The following is a 22,230-nucleotide window of genomic DNA, read 5'->3' as shown; positions in this document are numbered from 1 at the left end:
TCTTTTGAACTTCAAGCGTGTTGCTTACGATACTCCCCCGGCGCAATGCCGAAGCGTGACTTGAACGCCGTCGAAAAATAGCTCGAATCGGAAAACCCCCACGAATACCCCAGCACCGACAGCTTCTGTTCCCTGCCCGACTGGCGCAAAGACTCAGCACATAAATCCAGCCGCCGATTCTTGATGTAGCGCGCCACTACCAGGCCTTTCTTGGCGAACATCCGGTACAGGCCACGGGTCGACATGCCGACTTCCCGCGCCAGCCATTCCGGGCACAGCTCCTCGGAGCGGATGTTCGCGTCGATAAAGCTCAGGGTCTTGCGGAAGATGCGCTCGTGCGGGTCCGCGCAATCGTCGGTCTGGCTGATCGCCGGACGCAGCAGGCTGACAATCGCTTCCAGGGTTGCTTCGCTTTCCTGGCGGCTGAGGTTTTGTTGGCGCGTGGCGTCGAGGATCAAGCGATGCGAGAGCATGGCGATGGGCGATGTCCCTGCGATCCGGTGGCCGCACTTGACCCGATTGAAGCGCAGGGTTTGCTCCACCAGTTGATACGGCAGGATCAGCGACAATTGCCGGGAGTTTTCGCTGTAAGTGAAATCGCTTGGCCGCGAAGCATCGATCAGCGTGATGTCACCGGCGGACAACAACACCTTGTCGTCGCCTTGCGCCATACCCGCCGTGCCATCGAGCTGGAACACCGCGAAGTATTTGCCGCCCTCGCCCGCCGCGACTTCATGCGGCGTGCGGTACAACCGCGCCTGGCAGGCATCGACGAAGCTGAGTTTGAGGGCATCGCTGCGGTACTCCCGGATCTGACCGGCGAAACCGGCGCCCAGGGGTTGTGCGTTAAAGGCGCCACAGATCTGGTTGATCTGATGAATCCATTGATCGAACCCATCCTGGCGCTGTGCGTTTGTAGAAATCATGGCAGGCCTCACGCAGGCTTATTTTTATTGTCTACGTCAAAACACGGGTTCTCCTGAACAGCGACTCTCCCTGAACGGCGACGGGTTACTTCAACCCGCCAAACCGTCGATAAAAACTCTCGCCCACATCCGGCAACGGTCCGTCGGCGGTTTCCAGGGCACTGTTCAGCCATTCTTCGGCCTTGGCGTAGATCAAACGATAAATATTGCGGCACAACTGCCGGGCCGCGCGGCCTTCCCAATCGCCGGGCAACAACTCGTCTGGCAGTTGCGGGTCGCGCAACAGCAGTTTGCGGTACTCATGAATAAGCAGGATCCGCGCCAGGAAGCAGTCGGACGGCTGCAGGTTTTCCTGCTCGCGAAGCGCTTGCCAGAGCGGTCGGAACAGTTGGATGAACTCGCTGTAATGGGTCGCCAGTTCCTCGATGTTCCAGCTCTCGCGCACTTGCAGGCGCAGCGCCTTGGAGGCCAGTACGTCCTGGGCGGTGGTTTCGAAGACAATGGTGTCTTCCTGGGCGCCGAGGTCGAGCAAAGTTGCGTTAACGTCGGTGCGATCACTGCGCGGGCAGGCGAGGACTACGGGCGAAATCGCACCAAAACCTTGCCACTCCAGTTCTTCGCGCACTTGTTTGCGCTTGTCCTGGGTCAGTTGCGAAAGCATCACCAGGCACCACGAACCATCCCAGGCCGGCATCGTGGTGCTGTAGACCCGCTTGAAGGCCTTGTCGAAACGCCGGCGACCGGTGCCGGTCAGGCTGTAGTAGCTGCGACGGCCGACTTTCTCGGCGGTCAGCCAGCCTTCCTTGGTCAGGCGAAAAATCGAGGTACGGATCAGGCGTTCGTTGATGCCGATCGGTTCGAGCAATTGAATCAGGCTGCCAAGCCACACCGTCCCGCCATGGGGTTCGATGGCATCACCGTACAAGGTGATGATCAAGGAACTGGCGCGGATCGGCGTCTGCTCCTGGAAGCGGGTAATCAGATGGTTCAAGGGTGTCAGGGACGACATGGGCGATCCGTGCAAAAAAAAGAAAAGGAATATACCGGTAGGAGTTGCCGCAGGCTGCGATCTTTTGATCTTGATCTTCAAAAAACAAAATCAAAAGATCGCAGCCTTCGGCAGCTCCTACAGGGCGTTGGTGCTGCCCTTGGGCCGCAACCCGCGGTCGCTGATCCGTGGCCGATCCGGCTCCGGTTCACTCAACGGCTCGCACACCTGCATCTGCTCCAGGCAACGCTGGGCCAATTGCTGATACTCGCGGGTCCCCGCCTGTTTCCACGCCACTTCCTGATCGCTGAGGGTACGCTTGACGCTGGCCGGTGCGCCCATGACCAGCGACTGCTCGGCGCACTCGAAACCGGCCTTGACGAACGCTGCCGCCGAGACGAATGAACGCGGACCGATCCGGGCGTTGTCCATCACCACCGCATTCATCCCCACCAGCGCGTCGGCGCCAATACGGCAACCGTGCAGCACTGCACCGTGGCCGATGTGGCCGTTGCGCTCGACCACGGTGTCGCTGTCCGGGAAGCCGTGCATCACGCAGGTGTCCTGCAAGTTGGCGCCCTCCTCCAGCACGATCCGGCCGAAATCCCCGCGCAGGCTGGCGAGCGGCCCGACGTAGCAATGCGGCCCGATGATCACGTCACCGATCAGCACGGCGGACGGATGCACATAAGCAGTCGGGTCGACCACCGGGGTCAGGCCATCGAGGCTGTAGCAGGTCATGGAAGGTTCCTTCACAAAGCGATGCCGATAATGACTTATTTTGTATCACATCGCTTTTACATACACAAAGACAAAAAAGCGTATCACTTGACAAGCGGCTTTCCGACGACCTGCATCATTACGCAAAACCTCGAAAGAAACCCAATGAAATAAGGGAAAAACCTGCTATAGACCGTTGCTTCAAAGGACCACCTCGCAACCACCAACCAACCAAAAGGACACATTAAATCAATTTCAGTATTGCATTTGCGTATCACGTTACAGCTATACTTGGGCAAAACCGGCCCCTGCGGCCGATCCAATAACGAGCCGGCACCACGCCGAGCGTGCACCGGAGGGCATCTGCCATGCCTCAAACCCTTGCCGTCGAACTGATAGAGCCTGGCGTCCGCCTGATTACCTTGCAGCGCCCGCAAGCCCTGAACGCCCTGACCACCGAATTACTGGGTGAACTGGCCGATGAACTGAATGCCGCGCAAGCCGATGCCGACACCCGCGTCGTGGTGCTCACCGGCAGTCGCAAGGCCTTCGCCGCCGGTGCAGACATCAAGGAGATGGCCGAGCGCAACCTGGTCGGCATCCTCGACGACCCGCGCCAGGCCTCGTGGCAAACCATCACCCGCTTCAGCAAACCGCTGATCGCCGCCGTCAACGGCTTCGCCCTCGGCGGTGGCTGCGAACTGGCGATGCACGCCGACATCATCATTGCCGGTGAAGATGCCCGCTTCGGCCAGCCGGAAATCAACCTCGGGATCATGCCAGGTGCCGGTGGCACCCAACGTTTGCTGCGCGCCGTCGGCAAATCCATGGCCATGCAAATGGTCCTGACCGGCGAGGCGATCGACGCCCGTCAGGCCCAGCGCGCCGGCCTCGTCAGCGAAGTCACCCAACCGGAATTCACCGTCGAACGCGCCCTGCACATCGCTCGCAACATCGCCGCCAAGGCACCGCTGGCGGTGCGTCTGGCCAAAGAGTCGCTGCTAAAGGCGATGGACACCGACCTCGCCAGCGGCCTGCGTTTCGAGCGCCACGCTTTCACCGTATTGGCCGGCACCCGCGACCGCGACGAAGGCATTGCCGCCTTCCAGGAAAAGCGCAAGCCGACCTTCATCGGCCAGTAATCCGCCCACGAATTCGAACGACCTCCAAGAGAGCGCCAAGACCATGAACTTCGAACACATCCTGTTTTCCATCGAGGCCGGCGTTGCCCTGCTCAGCCTCAATCGCCCGGACCAGCTCAACAGCTTCAACACCCAGATGCATGGCGAAGTGAAGGAAGCGCTCAAGCAAGTGCGGCAGAACCCCGAAGTGCGCGTGTTGCTGCTGACCGGTGAAGGTCGTGGCTTCTGCGCCGGGCAGGATCTGAGCGACCGCAATGTCGCGCCGGGCAGCGCCGTGCCGGATCTCGGCGAGTCCATCGAGAAGTTCTACAACCCGCTGATCCGCCAATTGCGCGACCTGCCGATGCCGGTGATCTGCGCGGTCAACGGCGTGGCGGCCGGTGCCGGCGCGAACATTCCGCTGGCGTGCGACCTGGTGCTGGCGGCGCGTTCGGCCAGTTTCATTCAGGCGTTCTGCAAGATCGGCCTCGTCCCTGATTCCGGTGGCACCTGGACCCTGCCGCGCCTGGTTGGCATGGCCCGGGCCAAGGCCTTGGCACTGCTGGGCAACCGCCTGAGCGCCGAACAGGCCGAGCAATGGGGCTTGATTTACCAGTGTGTGGACGACGCCGATTTGCGCGACGAAGCCTTGAAACTGGCCCGCCACCTGGCGACTCAGCCGACCTACGGCCTGGCGCTGATCAAGCGCAGCCTCAACGCCAGCATGAGCAACAGCTTCGACGAACAGCTTGAGCTGGAGCGCGACCTGCAGCGTCTGGCCGGCCGCAGCGAGGATTACCGCGAAGGCGTCGGCGCCTTCATGGAAAAACGCACCCCAAGCTTCAAGGGACGCTGAGTCATGACCGCATTGAACACTAACGCACGCATCGCCGTGATCGGCGCCGGTGCCATGGGCGCGGGCATTGCCCAGGTCGCGGCACAGGCCGGGCATCCGGTGCTGCTGCTGGACAACCGCCCCGGTGCTGCCGCTCAGGCCATCGAAGGCATCGATCGGCAACTGGGCAAACGGGTGGAGAACGGCAAGCTGTCCGCCGAGTCGCGCAGCGCAACCATCGCTCGCCTGCAAGCCGTGGAAGCCATCGAGGCGCTGGCCGATTGCGAGCTGATCATCGAGGCCATCGTCGAAAACCTTGAGGTCAAGCGCGCCCTGTTCCGCCAGCTCGAAGGCATTTGCGGCAAACACTGCATTCTGGCCAGCAACACCTCGTCGTTGTCGATCACCAGCATCGCCGCGCAGCTTGATCACCCTGAACGCCTGCTCGGCCTGCACTTCTTCAATCCGGCGCCGGTCATGGCGCTGGTGGAAATCGTCTCCGGTCTGGCCAGCGATCCGGCACTCGCCGAGTGCCTGTACGACACCGCCAAGGCCTGGGGTAAAAAACCGGTTCACACCCGCTCCACACCGGGTTTCATCGTCAACCGCGTAGCCCGGCCGTTCTATGCCGAGAGCCTGCGCTTGCTGCAAGAAGGCGCAGCCGATTGCCCGACTCTCGACGCGTTGATGCGCGAGGCCGGCGGCTTTGCCATGGGCGCGTTCGAGCTGACCGACCTGATCGGCCACGACGTCAACTACGCCGTGACCTGCTCGGTGTTCGACGCTTATTACCAGGACACCCGCTTCCTGCCGTCGCTGATCCAGAAAGAGTTGGTTGACGGTGGGCGGCTGGGACGCAAGAGCGGTCAGGGTTTCTATAGCTACGCCCAAGGCGCGGAACGTCCGCTCGCCGCCGAAATCGGTAGCGATGCGCAGGTCGAGATTTGCGCTGTGGAAGGCGAACTCGGCATCGCCCAGGGTTTGCTCGCACGTTTGCGTGAACACGGCGCCCCGATCATCCAGCGTGACGGTCAAGGTTTGCTGCGGGTCGGTGACGCCGTTCTGGCTTTGAGCGACGGGCGCATGGCTTGCCAGCGCGCCAAGGAAGATGGCCTGCGCAATTTGATCCTGCTGGATCTGGCGCACGATTTCGGCACTGCCAAGCGTATCGCCATCAGCTATGCGGCAGGCATTGATCCACTGGCACTCGACCAAGGTATCGCCCTGCTGAGACGGGCCGGGCTCAAGGTCAGCCTGCTCAGCGACAGCCCGGCACTCGCCGTCCTGCGCACCGTCGCCATGCTCGCCAACGAAGCCGCCGATGCCCTGCTGCAAGGCGTGGCCTCGGCCGCCGACATCGATCTGGCGATGCGCGCCGGGGTCAATTACCCGCAAGGCCCGCTGGCCTGGGCCGATGCCGTTGGCCTGCCACACATTCTGAACGTGCTGGAAAACCTGCAAGCCAGCTATGGCGAAGAACGCTACCGCCCGTCGCTGTTGTTGCGCCGTCGGGTTGCCGAAGGGAGAAACTTCCATGACTAACCACGAAGCGATGACGCTGGCCAGCGAATGCGCCCAGTCCTTGTTCCAGCGTGACGCCGCCAGCCAGGCGATGGGCATGCGCCTGCTCTCGGCCGGCCCCGGTTGCGCCCGCGTCGGCATGACCGTGCGCGCCGACATGCTGCAGGGCCACGGCACTTGCCACGGCGGCTACCTGTTCGCCCTCGCCGACTCGGCGTTTGCTTTTGCCTGCAACAGCTACAACGAAGCCACCGTGGCGATCGGTTGCAGCATCGACTACATCGCCCCGGCGCATCTGGGCGACACGCTGAACGCCGATTGCATCGAGCAGAGCCGTTCCGGTCGCACCGGCAATTACGACGTACGCATTGAAAACCAGCAGGGCCAGTTGATCGCCCTGTTCCATGGCAAATCCTACAAAGTGCGCGGCCCGGTGCTGACGCAGGAGAACCCGAATGAATGACGCCCTGATCATCGACGCAGTCCGCACCCCAATCGGTCGCTACGCCGGTGTATTGAGCAGCGTGCGCGCCGACGACCTCGGCGCGGTGCCGCTGCGCGAACTGCTGCGCCGTCACCCGCAAGTGGACTGGAGCAGCGTCGACGACGTGATCTACGGCTGCGCCAACCAGGCCGGCGAAGACAACCGCAACGTTGCGCGCATGTCGGCGCTGCTGGCCGGGTTGCCGGTCAGCGTGCCCGGCACCACCCTCAATCGCCTGTGCGGTTCCGGGCTGGATGCGGTCGGCACTGCGGCGCGCGCCATTCGCAGTGGCGAGGCCGGTTTGATGCTGGTGGGCGGCGTCGAATCGATGTCCCGCGCACCGCTGGTGATGGGCAAGGCTGAGCAGGCGTTTTCCCGTTCGGCGGAGATCTTCGATACCACCATCGGCTGGCGCTTCGTCAATCCGCTGATGAAAAAGGCCTTCGGCATCGACTCCATGCCGGAAACCGCCGAGAACGTCGCCGAACAGTTCAACATCTCCCGTGCCGACCAGGACGCCTTCGCCCTGCGCAGCCAGCAACGCGCTGCCGCCGCCCAGGCCAATGGGCGCCTGGCCAAGGAAATCGTCGCCGTGGAAATTGCCCAGCGCAAAGGCCCGGCCAAAGTGGTCGAGCACGATGAACACCCGCGCGGCGACACCACCCTTGAGCAACTGGCCAAACTCGGCACGCCGTTCCGCGAAGGCGGCAGCATCACCGCCGGCAACGCTTCCGGGGTCAATGACGGCGCTTGCGCGCTGTTGCTGGCCAGCCCGGAAGTCGCCAAACGCCACGGCCTGACCGCCCGCGGTCGCGTTGTCGCCATGGCCACCGCCGGCGTCGAGCCACGGATCATGGGCATCGGCCCGGTGCCTGCAACCCGCAAGGTACTGGAACTGGCCAACCTGAGTCTGGCGGACATGGACGTGATCGAGCTCAACGAAGCGTTCGCCGCGCAAGGTCTGGCGGTGTTGCGCGAACTGGGTTTGAGCGACACCGACCCACGGGTCAACCCGAATGGCGGCGCCATCGCCCTCGGCCACCCATTGGGCATGAGCGGCGCGCGTCTGGTAACCACCGCCCTGCATGAACTGGAAGAACGTAACGGCCGCTACGCCCTGTGCACCATGTGCATCGGCGTTGGCCAAGGGATCGCGCTGATCATCGAGCGTCTATCCCACTAAAGAATCGCGATTCCCAGGGAGCCGAGAGGTATCCTTGGGGCATGCACTCAAAGCCCTTCCGTGAAAGGGCTGGAACACAAAAACAATTCGAGTGAACACATGAACATGCCAATAGCCCAAGCCGTGCTGAACCCTGTGCTGGACCCGCTGGAAACCGCCAGCATCGACGAGTTGCGCCAGCATCAGCTGGAGCGCCTGCGCTGGAGCCTGAACCACGCCTACAACAACGTGCCGCTGTACCGTCAGCGTTTCGATGCGCTGGGCGTGCACCCGGACGACATCAAGTCACTGGATGACCTGGCGAAGTTCCCCTTCACCACCAAGTCCGACCTGCGCGACAACTACCCGTACGGCATGTTTGCCGTGCCGATGAACGACATCGTGCGCCTGCACGCGTCCAGCGGCACCACCGGCAAACCGACCGTCGTCGGCTACACCCAGAACGACATCGACACCTGGGCCAACGTGGTCGCGCGCTCGATCCGCGCCGCCGGTGGCCGTCGTGGCGACAAAGTGCACATTTCCTATGGCTACGGCCTGTTCACCGGCGGCCTCGGCGCACACTACGGCGCCGAACGCCTGGGTTGCACGGTGATCCCGATGTCCGGCGGCCAGACCGAAAAACAAGTGCAGCTGATCAAGGATTTCCAGCCGGACATCATCATGGTCACGCCGTCCTACATGCTCAACATCGCCGATGAAATCGAGCGTCAGGGCATCGACCCGCACAAACTGGCCTTGCGCCTGGGCATCTTCGGCGCCGAGCCGTGGACCGCCGAACTGCGCAGCGCCATCGAAGCGCGTCTGGGCATCACCGCTCTGGACATCTATGGACTCTCGGAAATCATGGGCCCGGGTGTCGCCATGGAATGCGCGGAAACCAAGGACGGCCCGACCATCTGGGAAGACCACTTCTACCCGGAAATCATCGACCCGGTCACCGGCGAAGTGCTGCCGGACGGGCAAATGGGCGAACTGGTGTTCACCTCATTGAGCAAAGAAGCCCTGCCGATGATCCGCTATCGCACCCGCGACCTGACGCGTCTGCTGCCAGGCACCGCACGGCCGATGCGACGCATCGACAAGATCACCGGACGCAGCGATGACATGCTGATCATTCGCGGGGTCAACGTGTTCCCGACGCAGATCGAGGAGCAGGTGCTGAAAATCAAACAGCTTGCCGAGTGCTACGAGATCCATCTGTATCGCAATGGAAACCTGGACAGCGTTGATGTGCATGTCGAGCTCAAGGCCGAGCACCAGCACCTGACCGATGAACAGCAGAAGGCTGTTTGCGGGGAGTTGAGCAAGCACATCAAGACGTATATCGGGATCAGTACGCGGATCGTTTTACAGCCGTTCCATTCGATCAAGCGCTCTGAGGGCAAGGCCTGCCACGTGTTGGATAAACGTCCGAAAGCATGACTGCTGCACCTTTTCAGCCCCGCTTTTGCGGGGCTTTTTTTATCCGCAAGCCAACGCAAACCCTGTGGGAGCGAGCTTGCTCGCGATGACGGACTTACATACACCATCCATGTTGCCTGAAATGGCCTCATCGCGAGCAAGCTCGCTCCCACAGAAAAGGAACAGCCAGTCGGCGTACACCTTGGCCAAAGTCACTTAAAGATTGCGCGACAGCGCCCTGCGCACGCCATTGCTGTCCAGCACCGCGTTTTCAGGCTCCGCTGGTTTTTCCGCCTGGTCGGGGAGCTCGACCTGGAAGGATATTTGCGACTGGGAAAAGCTATCGATCGAAAAGGAAATTTCCGCCTGAGCCGGACTTTCGACCTGCGCAGCAACGGGTGCTTGAGCAGCGCTTGGCATCTGAACACCATTACCGACCTCGTTTTTCAGTTTCTCAAGGTAGGCATCCAGATCGCTGGCCAGCATTTTCTTGCGCTGCGAGCCCTGATAAAGCGCGTAGCAAAGGTAAGCGGCCGCCGCCAGCAAACCCAGCCCCGCCGTTGCAAAACCGGCGACGCACAACCCCAGCACGATCAGCAGGGTCTTCCAGTTAAAGGGCCATAGTTCCAGCTCCGTACCGAGCATCTTGCCGTCGCGCAACTCCCAACGCTTGGCCGCCGTGTGGTTGTGCAGCAGGACGTGTAAAGGGTTGCCGTCCTTCTTCAAGGCACTGATCAAGGAGATTTGCTGACCGGTACGCAACGGAATATCCACGCCGCGCAGCTTCACGTCGTGCTCGATGCCATCGGCGGTCTTGATCCAGAACTCATGGTTGATGATCGACACCGAGCTGACCCGCAACGGTTTCTCTTCACCACTGTTGCCGCTCACAGGGCCGCCGGTGGTCGTCACGCGGGTTTCGCTGAGTTTTTCGCTGCCCACCACTTCACCGCTTAATACAGTGAACGCAATGGTTTTATCGCCATGGGTGAAGGTGTGCATTTCGATTCCTTGATGAGTCCACGTCGGTCGATGCGCCGGAGGAAAGGTCCGTCAGCGGCGGATGCTACTAAGTAGCCACTAGCCTGTCCAGAAACCGTAATCGCCCTCCATACGTCGGAAGCGATACAGAAAAATTTACGACACGTTATTTTGTGTTTGATATTAATTTCTGTATCGCTTATAAAGTTCTCCATGCCTCAGAACAGATTCAAGGCGGGAGACCACAAATGTACGCACAGCTCGTAGAAACCGGCGTCAAGCGCATCAAGGACCTGTCGGAGATGTCCGAACAGGAACGCGCCTTCCAGGAAAAAATCGATTCAGAAATCAAGATCGAAGCGAAGAACTGGATGCCAGATGCTTATCGCCAGACGCTGATCCGGCAGATTTCCCAGCACGCCCATTCCGAGATCGTCGGCATGCTGCCGGAAGGCAATTGGGTCACCCGAGCGCCGACGCTCAAACGCAAACTGCAACTGATGGCCAAGATCCAGGACGAAGCCGGCCACGGCTTGTACCTGTACAGCGCCATGGAAACCCTGGGCGCCGACCGCGATGAAGAAATCGCCAAGCTGCACAGCGGCAAAGCCAAGTATTCGAGCATCTTCAATTACCCGACGCTGAACTGGGCCGACATGGGCGCGGTGGGCTGGCTGGTGGACGGCGCGGCCATCGTCAATCAGGTGGTGCTGCAGCGCACCTCCTACGGCCCCTACTCCCGGGCCATGGTGCGCATCTGCAAGGAAGAGAGTTTCCACCAGCGCCAGGGCTACGAAATCCTCCTGACCATGATGCGTCACGGTACCCAGGCGCAAAAAGACATGGTCCAGGACGCGATCAACCGCCTGTGGTGGCCGTCGCTGATGATGTTTGGCCCAAGCGACGAACACTCGCCGAACAGCGCGCAATCCATGGCCTGGAAAATCAAGCGCCAGAGCAACGACGAACTGCGCCAGCGCTTCATCGACCAGACCATTCCGCAACTGGAACTGCTGGGCTGCACCTGCCCCGATCCGGAACTGAAGTGGAACGCCGAGCGCGGCCACTACGACTTCGGCGAAATCCAGTGGAACGAATTCTACGAAGTGCTCAAGGGCAACGGCCCTTGCAACATCGAACGCGTCGCCACCCGCCGCAAGGCGATTGAAGACGGCGCCTGGGTCCGTGAAGCCGCCGTCGCCCACGCCCGCAAAAAACAAAACAAGAACGCCGCCTGATTCGGCACGTTTGATGATCTTGATCTTCGGCGCCTTCCATGCCGCCAAAAGATCGCAGGCTGCGCCAGCTCCTACAGGAGCCGGTGATCCCATGTAGGAGCTGCCGAAGGCTGCGATCTTTTGATCTTCAGCCCCGCCAGCAAAAACCGAACAGATGTGGAGTAACTGAAATGTCCGAGTGGACCCTCTTCGAAGTCTTCGTGCGCAGCAAGCACGGCCTCAACCACAAGCACGTCGGCAGCGTACATGCCGCCGACACCACCATGGCCATCGAGAACGCGCGCGAGCTCTACACCCGTCGCAGCGAAGGCGTGAGCCTGTGGGTCGTGCCTTCGGCGCTGATCACCGCTTCGTCGCCGGATGAAAAAGACCCGCTGTTCGACCCGTCGGACGACAAGGTTTATCGCCACGCCAGCTTCTACGAGCTGCCGGCCGAAGTCGGGCACATGTGAGGTCGACCATGGACAACAAGACTGATCTGATCGAATACCTGCTGCGCCTCGGCGACAGCGCCCTGATCCAGGGTCAACGCCTATGCCAATGGTGCGGCAAGGCGCCGGCGCTGGAAGAAGAACTGGCGCTGATGAATGTCGGCCTCGACCTCGTCGGCCAGGCGCGCAACTGGCTGGAATACGCTGCCGAACTGCTGGACGACGGCCGCAGCGCCGACGACCTGGCGTTCCGCCGCGACGAGCGCGCCTATCGCAACCTGCTGCTGGTGGAACAACCCAACGGCGACTACGCGGTGACCATCCTCAAGCAGTTCCTGTATGACGCCTGGCACCTGCCGGTGCTGCACGGGCTGAGCCAGTCCAGCGATGAGCGCATCGCCGGGATTGCCGCCAAGGCTGTGAAGGAAGTGACTTACCACCTGCGTCGCTCCGGCGAGTGGGTCGAGCGTCTGGGTGACGGCACCGAAGAAAGCCACAAGCGCATGCTCGCGGCGATTCCGGAAGTCTGGCGCTTTACTGTGGAACTGATCGCAGCCGATGACAGCGAACAGCGTCTGTACGAAGCCGGCATCACCCCGGACATCGCCAGCGTCGCCGCGCTGTGGCAAGCCAAGGTCAACGAAATCTTCGCCAGCGCCACCCTGCCCGTGCCCGCCGCGCCGAGCTATTTCTACCTGAATGCGCGCACGGGCCTGCACACCGAACACTTGGGCATTCTGCTGGCCGAAATGCAGTTCCTGCCACGAGCGTACCCCGATGCAATCTGGTGAGCTGATCGCCAGCGACCTCGGCGCCCGGCCGGCTCAACCGACCGACCTGGCCGCTGCGTGGGCGATCCTGTCCGAAGTCATGGACCCGGAAGTGCCGGTGGTCAGCGTCGTCGACCTCGGCATCGTCCGCGACCTGGACTGGCAGGCCGGACACCTGCACGTGGTGGTCACGCCGACCTACTCCGGTTGCCCTGCGACCGAAGTGATCGAGGGCGATATCCGCCAGGCGCTGGAACTGGCCGGATTCAAGGCGCCGCAACTTGAGCGCAAGTTGACCCCGGCCTGGACCACCGACTGGATCAGTGCCAGTGGCCGCGAACGCCTGCGCGCCTACGGCATTGCGCCGCCCGAGGGCAGCACCAGCAAACGCAGCCTGCTCGGCGAGAGCCCGGTGATCGTCTGTCCGCAATGCGGCAGCACTCACACCGAAGTGCTCAGCGAGTTCGGTTCCACCGCGTGCAAGGCGCTGTACCGCTGCGTCGATTGCCGGGAACCGTTCGACTATTTCAAGTGCATCTGAGCGGCAAATCGGCCGTCGCAGCTGGAGAACAATAATGAGCAAATTTCACAGCCTGACCATCAAGGATGTGCGCACCGAGACCCGTGATGCGGTGTCCATCGCCTTCGAGATTCCGCAGGAACTGCAAGACAGTTTTCACTACACCCAGGGCCAGCACCTGGTGATGCGCACGCAACTGGACGGCGAAGAAGTGCGCCGTTCCTACTCGATCTGCACCGGGGTCAACGACGGTGAACTGCGTGTTGCCATCAAGCGCGTAGCGGGTGGGCGTTTTTCCGCGTTTGCCAACGAACAGCTCAAGGCCGGGCACAGCCTGGAAGTGATGCCGCCCGCCGGGCATTTCAGCGTGGAACTCGACCCGGCGCGCCATGGCAGCTACCTCGCCGTGGCCGCTGGCAGCGGCATCACGCCGATCCTGTCGATAATCAAGACCACCCTGGAAACCGAGCCCAACAGCCGCGTGACCTTGCTGTACGGCAACCGCTCCAGTTCCGGCGCACTGTTTCGCGAACAGCTGGAAGACCTGAAAAATCGTTACCTGCAACGCCTGAACCTGATCTTCGTGTTCAGCCGCGAGCAGCAGGATGTCGACCTCTACAACGGTCGGATCAACGCCGAGAAATGCGAGCAACTGTTCAGCCGCTGGCTCGATGTCAAAGCCCTCGACGCTGCGTTCATCTGCGGCCCGCAGGAAATGACCGAGACCGTGCGCGACAGCCTCAAGGCCAAGGGCATGGCGCCGGAGCGCATTCACTTCGAACTGTTCGCCGCCGTCGGCAGCCAGCAGAAACGCGAAGCCCGCGAGGCGGCGCGTCAGGTGGATGCAGCTGTCAGCCAGATCACCGTGATCAGCGACGGCCGCGCCCTGGCCTTCGACCTGCCGCGCAACAGCATGAGCATCCTCGACGCCGGCAACGCCCAAGGCGCCGAACTGCCCTACTCGTGCAAGGCCGGCGTGTGCTCGACCTGCAAATGCAAGGTCATCGAAGGCGAAGTGGAAATGGACAGCAACCACGCCCTCGAAGACTACGAAGTCGCGGCCGGTTATGTGCTGTCGTGCCAGGCGTTCCCGATCAGCGACAAAGTGGTGCTGGATTTCGATCAGCTCTGAAACCGATATCGCCGGCACACCTTGGACCTGTAGGAGCAAGGCTTGCCCGCGATAGCGTCGTTACATTCAACACTGATGTTGCCTGACACCCCGTCTTCGCGGGCAAGCCTTGCTCCCACAGAGCTCTGGTGTAGCCCGGAACTGTTTCACCCAAAACAAAAACAACAAAGGAGCGCGCGTCATGACACCCCAGGAAATAGAACTCATCGGCCAGCACCCGGATTTCATCCAGCTGGTTCGTCGCAAACAGAAGCTGTACTGGTCACTGAGCCTGGCCATGCTGGTGATCTACTTCGGTTTCGTACTGCTGGTGGCTTTCTCCCCTTCTACCCTCGGCCAATCCCTGAGCGGCGGCGTGACCACCGTGGGCATGCTGGTGGGTGTCGTCATCGTCGGGCTGGCCTTTGCGCTGACCGGTTTCTATGTCTATCGCGCCAACAACGTGATCGACCCGCTGAACGAAAAACTCAAGCAGGAGTGCGCCCGATGAGCCGTCTTCTCGCGTTGTTCCTGCTGCCGCTGGCGGTGGTCACTGATCTTGCGGTGGCCGCCGACGGCGCGTCCCGCCCACTGAACTGGAACGCCATCGGCATGTTCCTGGTGTTCGTGCTGTTCACCCTGGGCGTGACGCGCTGGGCGGCACTGCGCACCCGCTCCGCCAGTGATTTCTACACCGCTGGCGGCGGCATGACCGGCTTCCAGAACGGACTGGCGATTGCCGGCGACATGATCTCGGCGGCCTCGTTCCTCGGCATTTCCGCGATGATGTTCCTCAATGGCTACGACGGCTTGCTCTATGCCCTGGGCGTGCTGGCCGGCTGGCCGATCATCCTGTTCCTGATTGCCGAGCGCCTGCGCAACCTGGGCAAATACACCTTTGCCGACGTGGTCTCCTATCGCCTGGAACAGACCCCGGTGCGCCTGACTTCGGCCTTCGGCACCCTGACCGTGGCGCTGATGTACCTGGTGGCGCAGATGGTCGGCGCCGGCAAGCTGATCGAATTGCTGTTCGGCATCGATTACCTCTACGCGGTGATGCTGGTCGGCGTGTTGATGGTGTTCTACGTGACCTTCGGCGGCATGCTCGCCACCACGTGGGTGCAGATCATCAAAGCGGTGATGCTGCTGTTCGGCACCAGTTTCATGGCGTTCATGGTGCTCAAGCATTTCGGTTTCAGCACCGAAGCGATGTTCGCTGGCGCCACCGCCGTGCACGCCAAGGGCAGCGCGATCATGGCCCCCGGCGGCTTGCTGTCCAACCCGATCGATGCGATTTCCCTGGGGCTGGGCATGATGTTCGGCACCGCTGGCCTGCCGCATATCCTGATGCGCTTCTTCACCGTCAGCGATGCCAAGGAAGCACGCAAAAGCGTGTTCTACGCCACCGGTTTCATCGGCTACTTCTACCTGCTGCTGATCATCGTCGGCTTCGGCGCCATCGTCATGGTCGGCACCGACCCGACGTTCCGTGACGCCAGCGGCGCGATCATCGGCGGCGGCAACATGGTCGCCGTACACCTGGCCCACGCGGTAGGCGGCAACCTGTTCCTCGGCTTCATTTCGGCGGTGGCTTTCGCCACCATTCTGGCGGTGGTCGCCGGGCTGGCATTGTCCGGCGCGTCGGCGGTATCCCACGACCTGTATGCCTGCGTAATGCGCAAAGGTCAGGCCAGCGAGCAGCAAGAGATGCGCGTGTCGCGAATCGCCACCCTGTGCATCGGTGTGCTGGCGATCATCCTCGGCCTGCTGTTCGAGTCGCAGAACATTGCCTTCCTCTCGGGCCTGGTGCTGGCCATCGCCGCGTCGGTGAATTTCCCGGTGCTGTTCCTCTCGATGTACTGGAAAGGCCTGACCACCCGTGGCGCCGTCCTCGGCAGCCTGTCCGGACTGGTCTCGGCGATTGTGTTGCTGGTGCTGAGCCCGGCGGTGTGGGTAAACGTGATGCATCACGACAAGGCGCTGTTCCCGTACTCCAACCCGGCGCTGTTTTCCATGAGCCTGGCGTTCTTCAGTGCATGGCTGTTTTCCGTCACCGACACCTCGCCCCGTGCAGCCCTTGAGCGTGGTCGTTACCTGGCGCAGTTCATCCGTTCGATGACCGGCATCGGTGCCTCCGGCGCCAGCAATCACTGAATATTGGCAGGGAATAAAAATAATGAAGCCCGCACGTAACGCACCCTATGAATCACTGTTTTCGCTGGCCGCCGCATTGAGTCTGCCCATGATCGCCCCCAACGCCATGGCCGACTTCATCGGCGACAGCAAGGCCCGTATCGAAATGCGCAACCACTACATCAACCGCGATTTCCGTCAGGACAACGCCCCGCAATCCAAGGTCGAAGAATGGGCCCAGGGCTTCACTGCGCGTGTCGAATCCGGGTTCACCGACGGCACCTTTGGTTTCGGACTCGACGCACTGGGTGAGCTGGGGCTGAAACTCGACTCCAGCCCGGACCGCCGTGGCACCGGCCTGCTGCCGTTCGGCCCGCAGAGCCATGAGCCCGATGATAACTACAGCGAACTGGGCCTGACCGGCAAAGTGCGGGTCTCCAAAAGCGTGTTGAAACTCGGCACCCTGCAACCCTTGTTGCCAGTGGCGACCTACAACGACACACGCCTGCTGGGTTCGACCTTTGAAGGTGGCTTGCTGACCAGCCAGGAAATCGACGGTCTGACGGTCAATGCCGGTCGCCTGACCAAGGCCAACCTGCGCGACTCGTCGAGCAACGATGACATCGGCTACGCCGCCGCCAGCAGCGATCACTTCGACTTCGGCGGTGGCAGCTACGCGTTCAGTCCACAACTGAACCTGAGTTACTACTACGGCAAGCTTGAGCAGATCTATCGCCAGCAGTTCGCCGGACTGGTGCATACGCAACCGCTGGGCAACGGTTTCAACCTGCGCAGCGACCTGCGTTATTTCGACAGCCGGGGCGACGGCGCCGAACGGGCCGGGCGCATCGACAACCGCAACTTCAATAGCATGTTCACCCTGTCCCACGGTGCCCACAAGGTCAGTGCCGCCTACCAGCAACTGTCCGGCGACAGCGCCTTTCCGTTCCTCAACGGCGGCGATCCGTACGTGGTCAACCTGGTGACGTTCAACACCTTTACCCGCGCCGAAGAAGATTCCTGGCAGCTGCGTTACGACTATGACTTCGCGGCGCAAGGCATTCCGGGCCTGACCTTCATGACCCGCTACACCGACGGCCGCCACGTCAAGGCCGGCAGCGTCGACAACGGGCGCGAATGGGAACGCGACACCGATATCAGCTACGTCATCCAGAGCGGTGTGTTGAAGAACGTCAGCCTGCGCTGGCGCAACGTGACCTTCCGCTCCGGCAATGGCCTGACTACCGCCCTCGATGAAAACCGGCTGATCGTCGGTTACACCCTGGCGCTTTGGTAATTCCGCAAGGGCGCGGTCGCGACCGCGCCACAACCGTTCACAATCAGGAGCATTCGTGATGTCTCACGCCCCTACCCTGCAAAGTTTCATCGCCGGTCGCTGGATCGGCCAACACGGCGCACAGGTGCTGCGCAGCGCCATCGACGGACACGAGATTGCGTACACCCATGAAGAGCGCCCGGACTTCGCCGAAGCCATCGAGCACGGCCGTCGCCAGGGTGTCAGCGGCTTGATGGCGCTGGATTTCCAGCAGCGCGCCCAGCGTCTCAAGGCTTTGGCCCTGTACCTGAGCGAGCGCAAGGAACAGCTCTACGCGATCTCCCATCACAGCGGCGCAACCCGCGCCGACAGCTGGATCGACATCGAAGGCGGCAACAGCACGCTGTTCACCTACGCCAGCCTCGGCTCCCGTGAATTGCCGTCGGGCAACGTCGTTCATGAAGGCCCGGCCATGCAGCTGAGCAAAATGGGCACCTTCGCCGGCACTCACATCCTGGTGCCGCGCGGTGGCGTGGCGGTGCACATCAACGCCTTCAACTTCCCGATCTGGGGCATGCTGGAAAAATTCGCCCCGAGCTTCCTCGCGGGCATGCCGTGCATCGTCAAACCGGCCAGCGCCACCAGCTACCTGACGGAAGCCGTGGTGCGCCTGATCGATGAATCCGGCCTGTTGCCGGCAGGCAGCCTGCAATTGATCATCGGCGGCACCGGCGACCTGCTCGACCGTCTGCAAGGCCAGGACGTGGTGACCTTCACCGGTTCCGCCGACACCGCGGCCAAGCTGCGCGTCAACCCGAACCTGATCCGCAACTCGGTGCCGTTCACTGCCGAAGCCGACTCGCTGAACTGCGCGATCCTCGCCCCGGACGTAACCCCGGATGACGAAGAGTTCGAGCTGTTCATCAAGGAAGTCGCCCGGGAAATGACCACCAAGGCCGGGCAGAAATGCACCGCCATCCGCCGCGCCATCGTCCCGGCCAAGCACATCGATGCCGTCGCCACCCGTCTGCGCGATCGCCTGGCCAAGGTAGTGGTCGGCGATCCGTCGGTGGAAGGCGTGCGCATGGGCGCACTGGCGTCCCACGATCAGCAGAAAGACGTGGCCGAGCGTCTGGAAGCCCTGTTGCAGAGCAGCGACCTGTTGTTCGGTGCGCGTGACGGCTTCGAACCGCGCGGTGAAAATGTCGACAAAGGCGCGTTCTTCGCTCCGACCCTGTTGCAAGCCCGCGACCCACACGCCGAGGGCGGCGCTCACGATATCGAAGCGTTCGGCCCGGTCAGCACCTTGATGACCTATGACGATCTCGACGAAGCGCTGGCGTTGGCCGCGCGCGGTAAAGGTAGCCTGGTGGCCAGCCTGATCACCAAAGATCCGCAAATCGCCGCCAAAGCCGTTCCGGTTGCAGCAGCCTTGCACGGGCGTTTGCTGGTGCTGGATCGCAACTGCGCCGGCGAATCCACCGGTCACGGTTCGCCGCTGCCGCAACTCAAGCACGGCGGCCCGGGTCGTGCCGGTGGTGGTGAAGAGCTCGGCGGCCTGCGTGCGGTAAAACACTACCTGCAACGCGCGGCGGTCCAAGGTTCGCCAACCATGCTCGCGGCAGTCACCGGCGAATTCGTGCGCGGCGCCAAGGTCATCGAAACCGAAGTGCATCCGTTCCGTCGCTACTTCCAGGACCTGCAGATCGGCGAGTCGCTACTGACTCACCGCCGCACCGTCACCGAGGCCGATCTGGTGAACTTCGGTTGCCTGTCGGGCGATCACTTCTACATGCACTTCGATGACATCGCGGCCAAGGAATCGCAGTTCGGCAAGCGTATTGCCCACGGTTACTTCGTGCTGTCGGCGGCGGCTGGTCTGTTCGTATCCCCTGGCGTCGGCCCGGTACTGGCCAACTACGGCCTGGACACCCTGCGCTTCATCAACCCGGTGGGCATCGGCGACACCATCCAGGCGCGCCTGACCTGCAAACGCAAGATCGACCAGGGCAAGAAGAGCCCGCAGGGCATCCCGCAAGGGGTGGTGGCGTGGGATGTGGAAGTGACCAACCAGTTGGGTGAACTGGTGGCGAGCTATGACATTTTGACTTTGGTCGTAAAACGCGAGGAGTAATCCTTAAAGTCAAAAGATCGCAGCCTGCGGCAGCTCCTACAGGGATTGGGTACATTCGCGAAATGGCGGTTGTACCGGATCGGTGTAGGAGCTGCCGCAGGCTGCGATCTTTTGCTTGTTAATGCCTGCGCAACCACTCAATAAACAACGCAAACAATTCCGACTGCGAACCCACTTCCAGTTTCAGGTACAGGTTCTTGCGGTGCATGCGCACGGTTTCCGGTGAGATGTTCATCTGGCTCGCCGTGGATTTCACCGAGTGGCCCCTGAGCACCATGTGCGCCACTTCCCGCTCGCGTTCGGTGAGCACGTTGCAACCGAACTGCTCGAAGGCCGATTGCACCCGTTGCTTGAGGTCATCGCGCAGGCCTTGATCGTTATTGCCCGCGATCTCGCTACTGCGTTGCAGGCCACGCTGACTGAATTCGCTGATGAACTCGCGCACCAGCGGTTCGACGGCGCGCAGCAGATTCAACTGTTCGACACCCAGGCATTCACCGCCGAAACCTTGAAACAGGCTGACGGAAATTTTCGTGTCATTGCCGGTATCGACGATGTAGTAACTGTCTTCCGAACAGTTCGCCTTCAGGTAATAGGTCTTGTAGTAGTCGCTGTCGAAGAAGTTGTCCGGCGCGATCTCCTCCAGGTGATAGAACCCCTGCGCCAACCCTTGCTCCACCGCCAGGCAGAACGGGTCGAGCAAATACCCCCCGGCAAAATAGCGCTCAAGAATCGAGACCTGAAACTCCTGCGCGATGCCGCGCTGATGCAGCAACTGTGGTGCGCGGTCTTTGCGCTCCAGGCTGATCATTATTGACTCGACGGACACCAGTTGCGCCAACGCTGACGCCAGGTGTTGCAGGGCGTCAGGCTCATCAATGTGGGCGAATGCCTCGCGCATTCCCCCATGCCATTTGTGCAATGCCCCGAAGGGCATCGCGATCAGCGTATCGTCGTTTGGTTTGCTCATGCCCCGCAGTCTAGCGGCTGAGCAAGCCCTTGGTAACAGCCGCACTGACGAAATCATTGGCCCGCGTACTGTCCGCTCGCCTCAAGCTCGGCCGCCACTTCCAGAATGCACACCCGCAGGATCTCGACGATTTCATCCACCTGTTCATAGGTGAGAATCAGCGGCGGCGACATGACGTTGAGGTGCATGATCGGCCGCACCAGCAAGCCTCGGGCCTGCGCGCGCGAGTGGATTTTTTCGCCGATATTGATCTCGTCGGCGAACAGCGCCTTGGTGCGTTTGTCGGCGACGAACTCCACGCAGGCCATCAGTTTCAGACAGCGCACATCGCCCACCAGCGGCAAATCCCGCAGTGTGGCCAAGCGTTGTTCCAGATAGCCACCGACATCGTCGACATGGGCCAACAGGTTTTCCCGCTCGATGATTTCGATGTTCTTCAGCGCCGCCGTGCAGCACACCGGATGCCCGCTGTAGGTGAAACCGTGGGTGAAGCAGCGGCCCTTGCCCGGTTCGGCGATGACTTTCCAGATGCGGTCGGAAAAGATGCACGCACCCAGCGGCAGATACGCCGAGGTCAGGCCCTTGGCGGTGGTGATGATGTCGGGTTGCACGTCGAACACGTCGAGGGAAGCGAAGAACTTGCCCAACCGTCCGAACGAAGTCACCACTTCGTCAGCAACAAAGAGGATGTCGTGGCGCTGGCAGACTTCCCACATGCGCTTGAGATAACCCTTCGGCGGAATGATCACCCCGCCCGAGCCCATCACCGGTTCGGCAAAGAAACCGGCGACCTTGTCCGCGCCAATCGACTGAATCTTGTCTTCGAATTCCTTGACCAGAAATTCAAGGAACTGCGCCTCGTCCATGCCGTCCGGTGCGCGGTACGGGTTGGGATTGGAAACGTGGTGGATCAATGGATTGGCGTAATCGAACTCCGGCACCCGGTCGGCAGCCTTATTGCCGATCGACATGGTCAGCGTGGTGGAGCCGTGATACGCGTTAAAGCGGGCGATGACGTGTTTCTTTTCCGGTTTGCCACGGCAGTTCTGGTAGTACTGGATCAGCCGGTACGCGGTGTCCACGGCGGTGGAGCCACCGGTGGTCAGGAACACGTGGTCGAGGTCGCCGGGCGCCAGGCTGGCGAGCTTCTCGCAGAGCTGGATCGCCACGTTGTTCGACATGTCGGAAAACGGATTCGAATACGCCAGTTGCCGCACTTGATCGGCGATGGCCTCGGCCATTTCCTCACGGCCCAGGCCAATATTGGTGCACCACATGCCGCCCACGGCATCGAGGAAACGGTTGCCCTGGGTGTCGTAGATGTAGGCGCCGTCGCCGGCAACGATGTTCAGCGAACCTTGTTCGGCGTGTTCGTCGAACACGTGATAGCCGTGCATATGGTGGGCCTTGTCGGCCTTGACCAGCCGGGACTCGTCCGCTGGGGAAAAAACGGTGCGTGTTGGCGTCGCCATAAATAAACCTCT

21 protein-coding genes are annotated in these 22,230 nt (G+C 61.5%); 15 read left to right on the top strand and 6 right to left on the bottom strand.

Annotated elements, in window-relative coordinates; translation table 11 throughout:
* Positions 1–11: 11 nt before the first annotated feature.
* The 3 genes from feaR to paaY all read right to left on the bottom strand — a co-directional run bounded on the left by feaR (position 12) and on the right by paaY (position 2,655).
* Positions 12–926, bottom strand: coding sequence for a transcriptional regulator FeaR (feaR, locus tag ACM110_RS20375; RefSeq protein WP_416129187.1), 915 nt, complete (start codon positions 924–926; stop codon positions 12–14).
* Between the two features lie 85 nt (positions 927–1,011).
* Positions 1,012–1,935, bottom strand: coding sequence for a phenylacetic acid degradation operon negative regulatory protein PaaX (gene paaX, locus ACM110_RS20370; RefSeq protein WP_338582047.1), 924 nt, complete (start codon positions 1,933–1,935; stop codon positions 1,012–1,014).
* 117 nt (positions 1,936–2,052) lie between these two features.
* Positions 2,053–2,655: a phenylacetic acid degradation protein PaaY gene (gene paaY / locus ACM110_RS20365; protein ID WP_416129186.1), complete on the bottom strand. Its 603-nt coding sequence runs from the start codon at positions 2,653–2,655 to the stop codon at positions 2,053–2,055.
* A gap of 347 nt (positions 2,656–3,002) precedes the next feature.
* Between paaY and paaF the strand changes: the two genes are divergently transcribed.
* From paaF to paaK, 6 genes are all read left to right on the top strand, one after another.
* Positions 3,003–3,776 carry a 2,3-dehydroadipyl-CoA hydratase PaaF gene (gene paaF / locus ACM110_RS20360; RefSeq protein WP_416129185.1) on the top strand — a complete coding sequence of 258 codons (774 nt, stop codon included), beginning with the start codon at positions 3,003–3,005 and terminating at the stop codon, positions 3,774–3,776.
* Between the two features lie 43 nt (positions 3,777–3,819).
* Positions 3,820–4,611, top strand: coding sequence for a 2-(1,2-epoxy-1,2-dihydrophenyl)acetyl-CoA isomerase PaaG (gene paaG, locus ACM110_RS20355; protein WP_416129184.1), 792 nt, complete (start codon positions 3,820–3,822; stop codon positions 4,609–4,611).
* A gap of 3 nt (positions 4,612–4,614) precedes the next feature.
* Positions 4,615–6,132 (top strand): 3-hydroxyacyl-CoA dehydrogenase PaaH, encoded by a 1,518-nt coding sequence (gene paaH, locus ACM110_RS20350; protein ID WP_416129183.1) that lies wholly within the window; start codon positions 4,615–4,617, stop codon positions 6,130–6,132.
* On the top strand, positions 6,125–6,574 hold the full coding sequence (paaI, locus tag ACM110_RS20345) for a hydroxyphenylacetyl-CoA thioesterase PaaI (protein WP_416129182.1): 450 nt from the start codon (positions 6,125–6,127) through the stop codon (positions 6,572–6,574). Before paaH ends, paaI begins: the two co-directional genes overlap by 8 nt.
* Positions 6,567–7,778 carry a 3-oxoadipyl-CoA thiolase gene (gene pcaF / locus ACM110_RS20340; protein WP_416129181.1) on the top strand — a complete coding sequence of 404 codons (1,212 nt, stop codon included), beginning with the start codon at positions 6,567–6,569 and terminating at the stop codon, positions 7,776–7,778. Before paaI ends, pcaF begins: the two co-directional genes overlap by 8 nt.
* Before the next feature lie 99 nt (positions 7,779–7,877).
* On the top strand, positions 7,878–9,203 hold the full coding sequence (gene paaK / locus ACM110_RS20335; protein ID WP_416129180.1) for a phenylacetate--CoA ligase PaaK: 1,326 nt from the start codon (positions 7,878–7,880) through the stop codon (positions 9,201–9,203).
* Between the two features lie 195 nt (positions 9,204–9,398).
* Here the strand turns inward: paaK and ACM110_RS20330 are convergent, their stop codons facing one another.
* Positions 9,399–10,184 carry a hypothetical protein gene (locus ACM110_RS20330; RefSeq protein ID WP_416129179.1) on the bottom strand — a complete coding sequence of 262 codons (786 nt, stop codon included), beginning with the start codon at positions 10,182–10,184 and terminating at the stop codon, positions 9,399–9,401.
* Positions 10,185–10,411: 227 nt separating this feature from the next.
* Between ACM110_RS20330 and paaA the strand changes: the two genes are divergently transcribed.
* From paaA to paaZ, 9 genes are all read left to right on the top strand, one after another.
* Complete coding sequence (gene paaA / locus ACM110_RS20325) at positions 10,412–11,401, top strand: 1,2-phenylacetyl-CoA epoxidase subunit PaaA (protein ID WP_416129178.1); 990 nt, start codon at positions 10,412–10,414, stop codon at positions 11,399–11,401.
* A 170-nt stretch (positions 11,402–11,571) separates the two neighbouring features.
* Positions 11,572–11,853: a 1,2-phenylacetyl-CoA epoxidase subunit PaaB gene (paaB, locus tag ACM110_RS20320; RefSeq protein ID WP_007943393.1), complete on the top strand. Its 282-nt coding sequence runs from the start codon at positions 11,572–11,574 to the stop codon at positions 11,851–11,853.
* Between the two features lie 8 nt (positions 11,854–11,861).
* Complete coding sequence (gene paaC, locus ACM110_RS20315) at positions 11,862–12,623, top strand: 1,2-phenylacetyl-CoA epoxidase subunit PaaC (RefSeq protein ID WP_416129177.1); 762 nt, start codon at positions 11,862–11,864, stop codon at positions 12,621–12,623.
* Complete coding sequence (gene paaD, locus ACM110_RS20310; protein ID WP_416129176.1) at positions 12,610–13,143, top strand: 1,2-phenylacetyl-CoA epoxidase subunit PaaD; 534 nt, start codon at positions 12,610–12,612, stop codon at positions 13,141–13,143. The genes paaC and paaD overlap by 14 nt, the downstream gene beginning before the upstream one ends.
* A gap of 34 nt (positions 13,144–13,177) precedes the next feature.
* Positions 13,178–14,254 (top strand): 1,2-phenylacetyl-CoA epoxidase subunit PaaE, encoded by a 1,077-nt coding sequence (gene paaE / locus ACM110_RS20305; RefSeq protein ID WP_416129175.1) that lies wholly within the window; start codon positions 13,178–13,180, stop codon positions 14,252–14,254.
* Between the two features lie 181 nt (positions 14,255–14,435).
* Positions 14,436–14,744 (top strand): DUF485 domain-containing protein, encoded by a 309-nt coding sequence (locus tag ACM110_RS20300; RefSeq protein WP_160387643.1) that lies wholly within the window; start codon positions 14,436–14,438, stop codon positions 14,742–14,744.
* Complete coding sequence (locus tag ACM110_RS20295; RefSeq protein ID WP_416129174.1) at positions 14,741–16,387, top strand: cation acetate symporter; 1,647 nt, start codon at positions 14,741–14,743, stop codon at positions 16,385–16,387. The genes ACM110_RS20300 and ACM110_RS20295 overlap by 4 nt, the downstream gene beginning before the upstream one ends.
* A gap of 22 nt (positions 16,388–16,409) precedes the next feature.
* Positions 16,410–17,663, top strand: coding sequence for an OprD family porin (locus ACM110_RS20290; protein ID WP_416129173.1), 1,254 nt, complete (start codon positions 16,410–16,412; stop codon positions 17,661–17,663).
* A gap of 58 nt (positions 17,664–17,721) precedes the next feature.
* Positions 17,722–19,776 (top strand): phenylacetic acid degradation bifunctional protein PaaZ, encoded by a 2,055-nt coding sequence (paaZ, locus tag ACM110_RS20285; RefSeq protein WP_416129172.1) that lies wholly within the window; start codon positions 17,722–17,724, stop codon positions 19,774–19,776.
* A 118-nt stretch (positions 19,777–19,894) separates the two neighbouring features.
* Here the strand turns inward: paaZ and ACM110_RS20280 are convergent, their stop codons facing one another.
* Positions 19,895–20,803 carry a LuxR C-terminal-related transcriptional regulator gene (locus ACM110_RS20280; protein WP_416129171.1) on the bottom strand — a complete coding sequence of 303 codons (909 nt, stop codon included), beginning with the start codon at positions 20,801–20,803 and terminating at the stop codon, positions 19,895–19,897.
* A complete protein-coding gene (locus ACM110_RS20275) occupies positions 20,800–22,218 on the bottom strand; it encodes an aminotransferase (protein ID WP_416129170.1) in 1,419 nt (472 codons plus the stop codon). The genes ACM110_RS20280 and ACM110_RS20275 overlap by 4 nt, the downstream gene beginning before the upstream one ends.
* Positions 22,219–22,230 lie beyond the last annotated feature (12 nt).

It is taken from the genome of Pseudomonas sp. NFX98 (assembly GCF_047784845.1).
Lineage (GTDB): Bacteria > Pseudomonadota > Gammaproteobacteria > Pseudomonadales > Pseudomonadaceae > Aquipseudomonas.
This window is presented reverse-complemented; position numbering and strand designations above follow the sequence as displayed.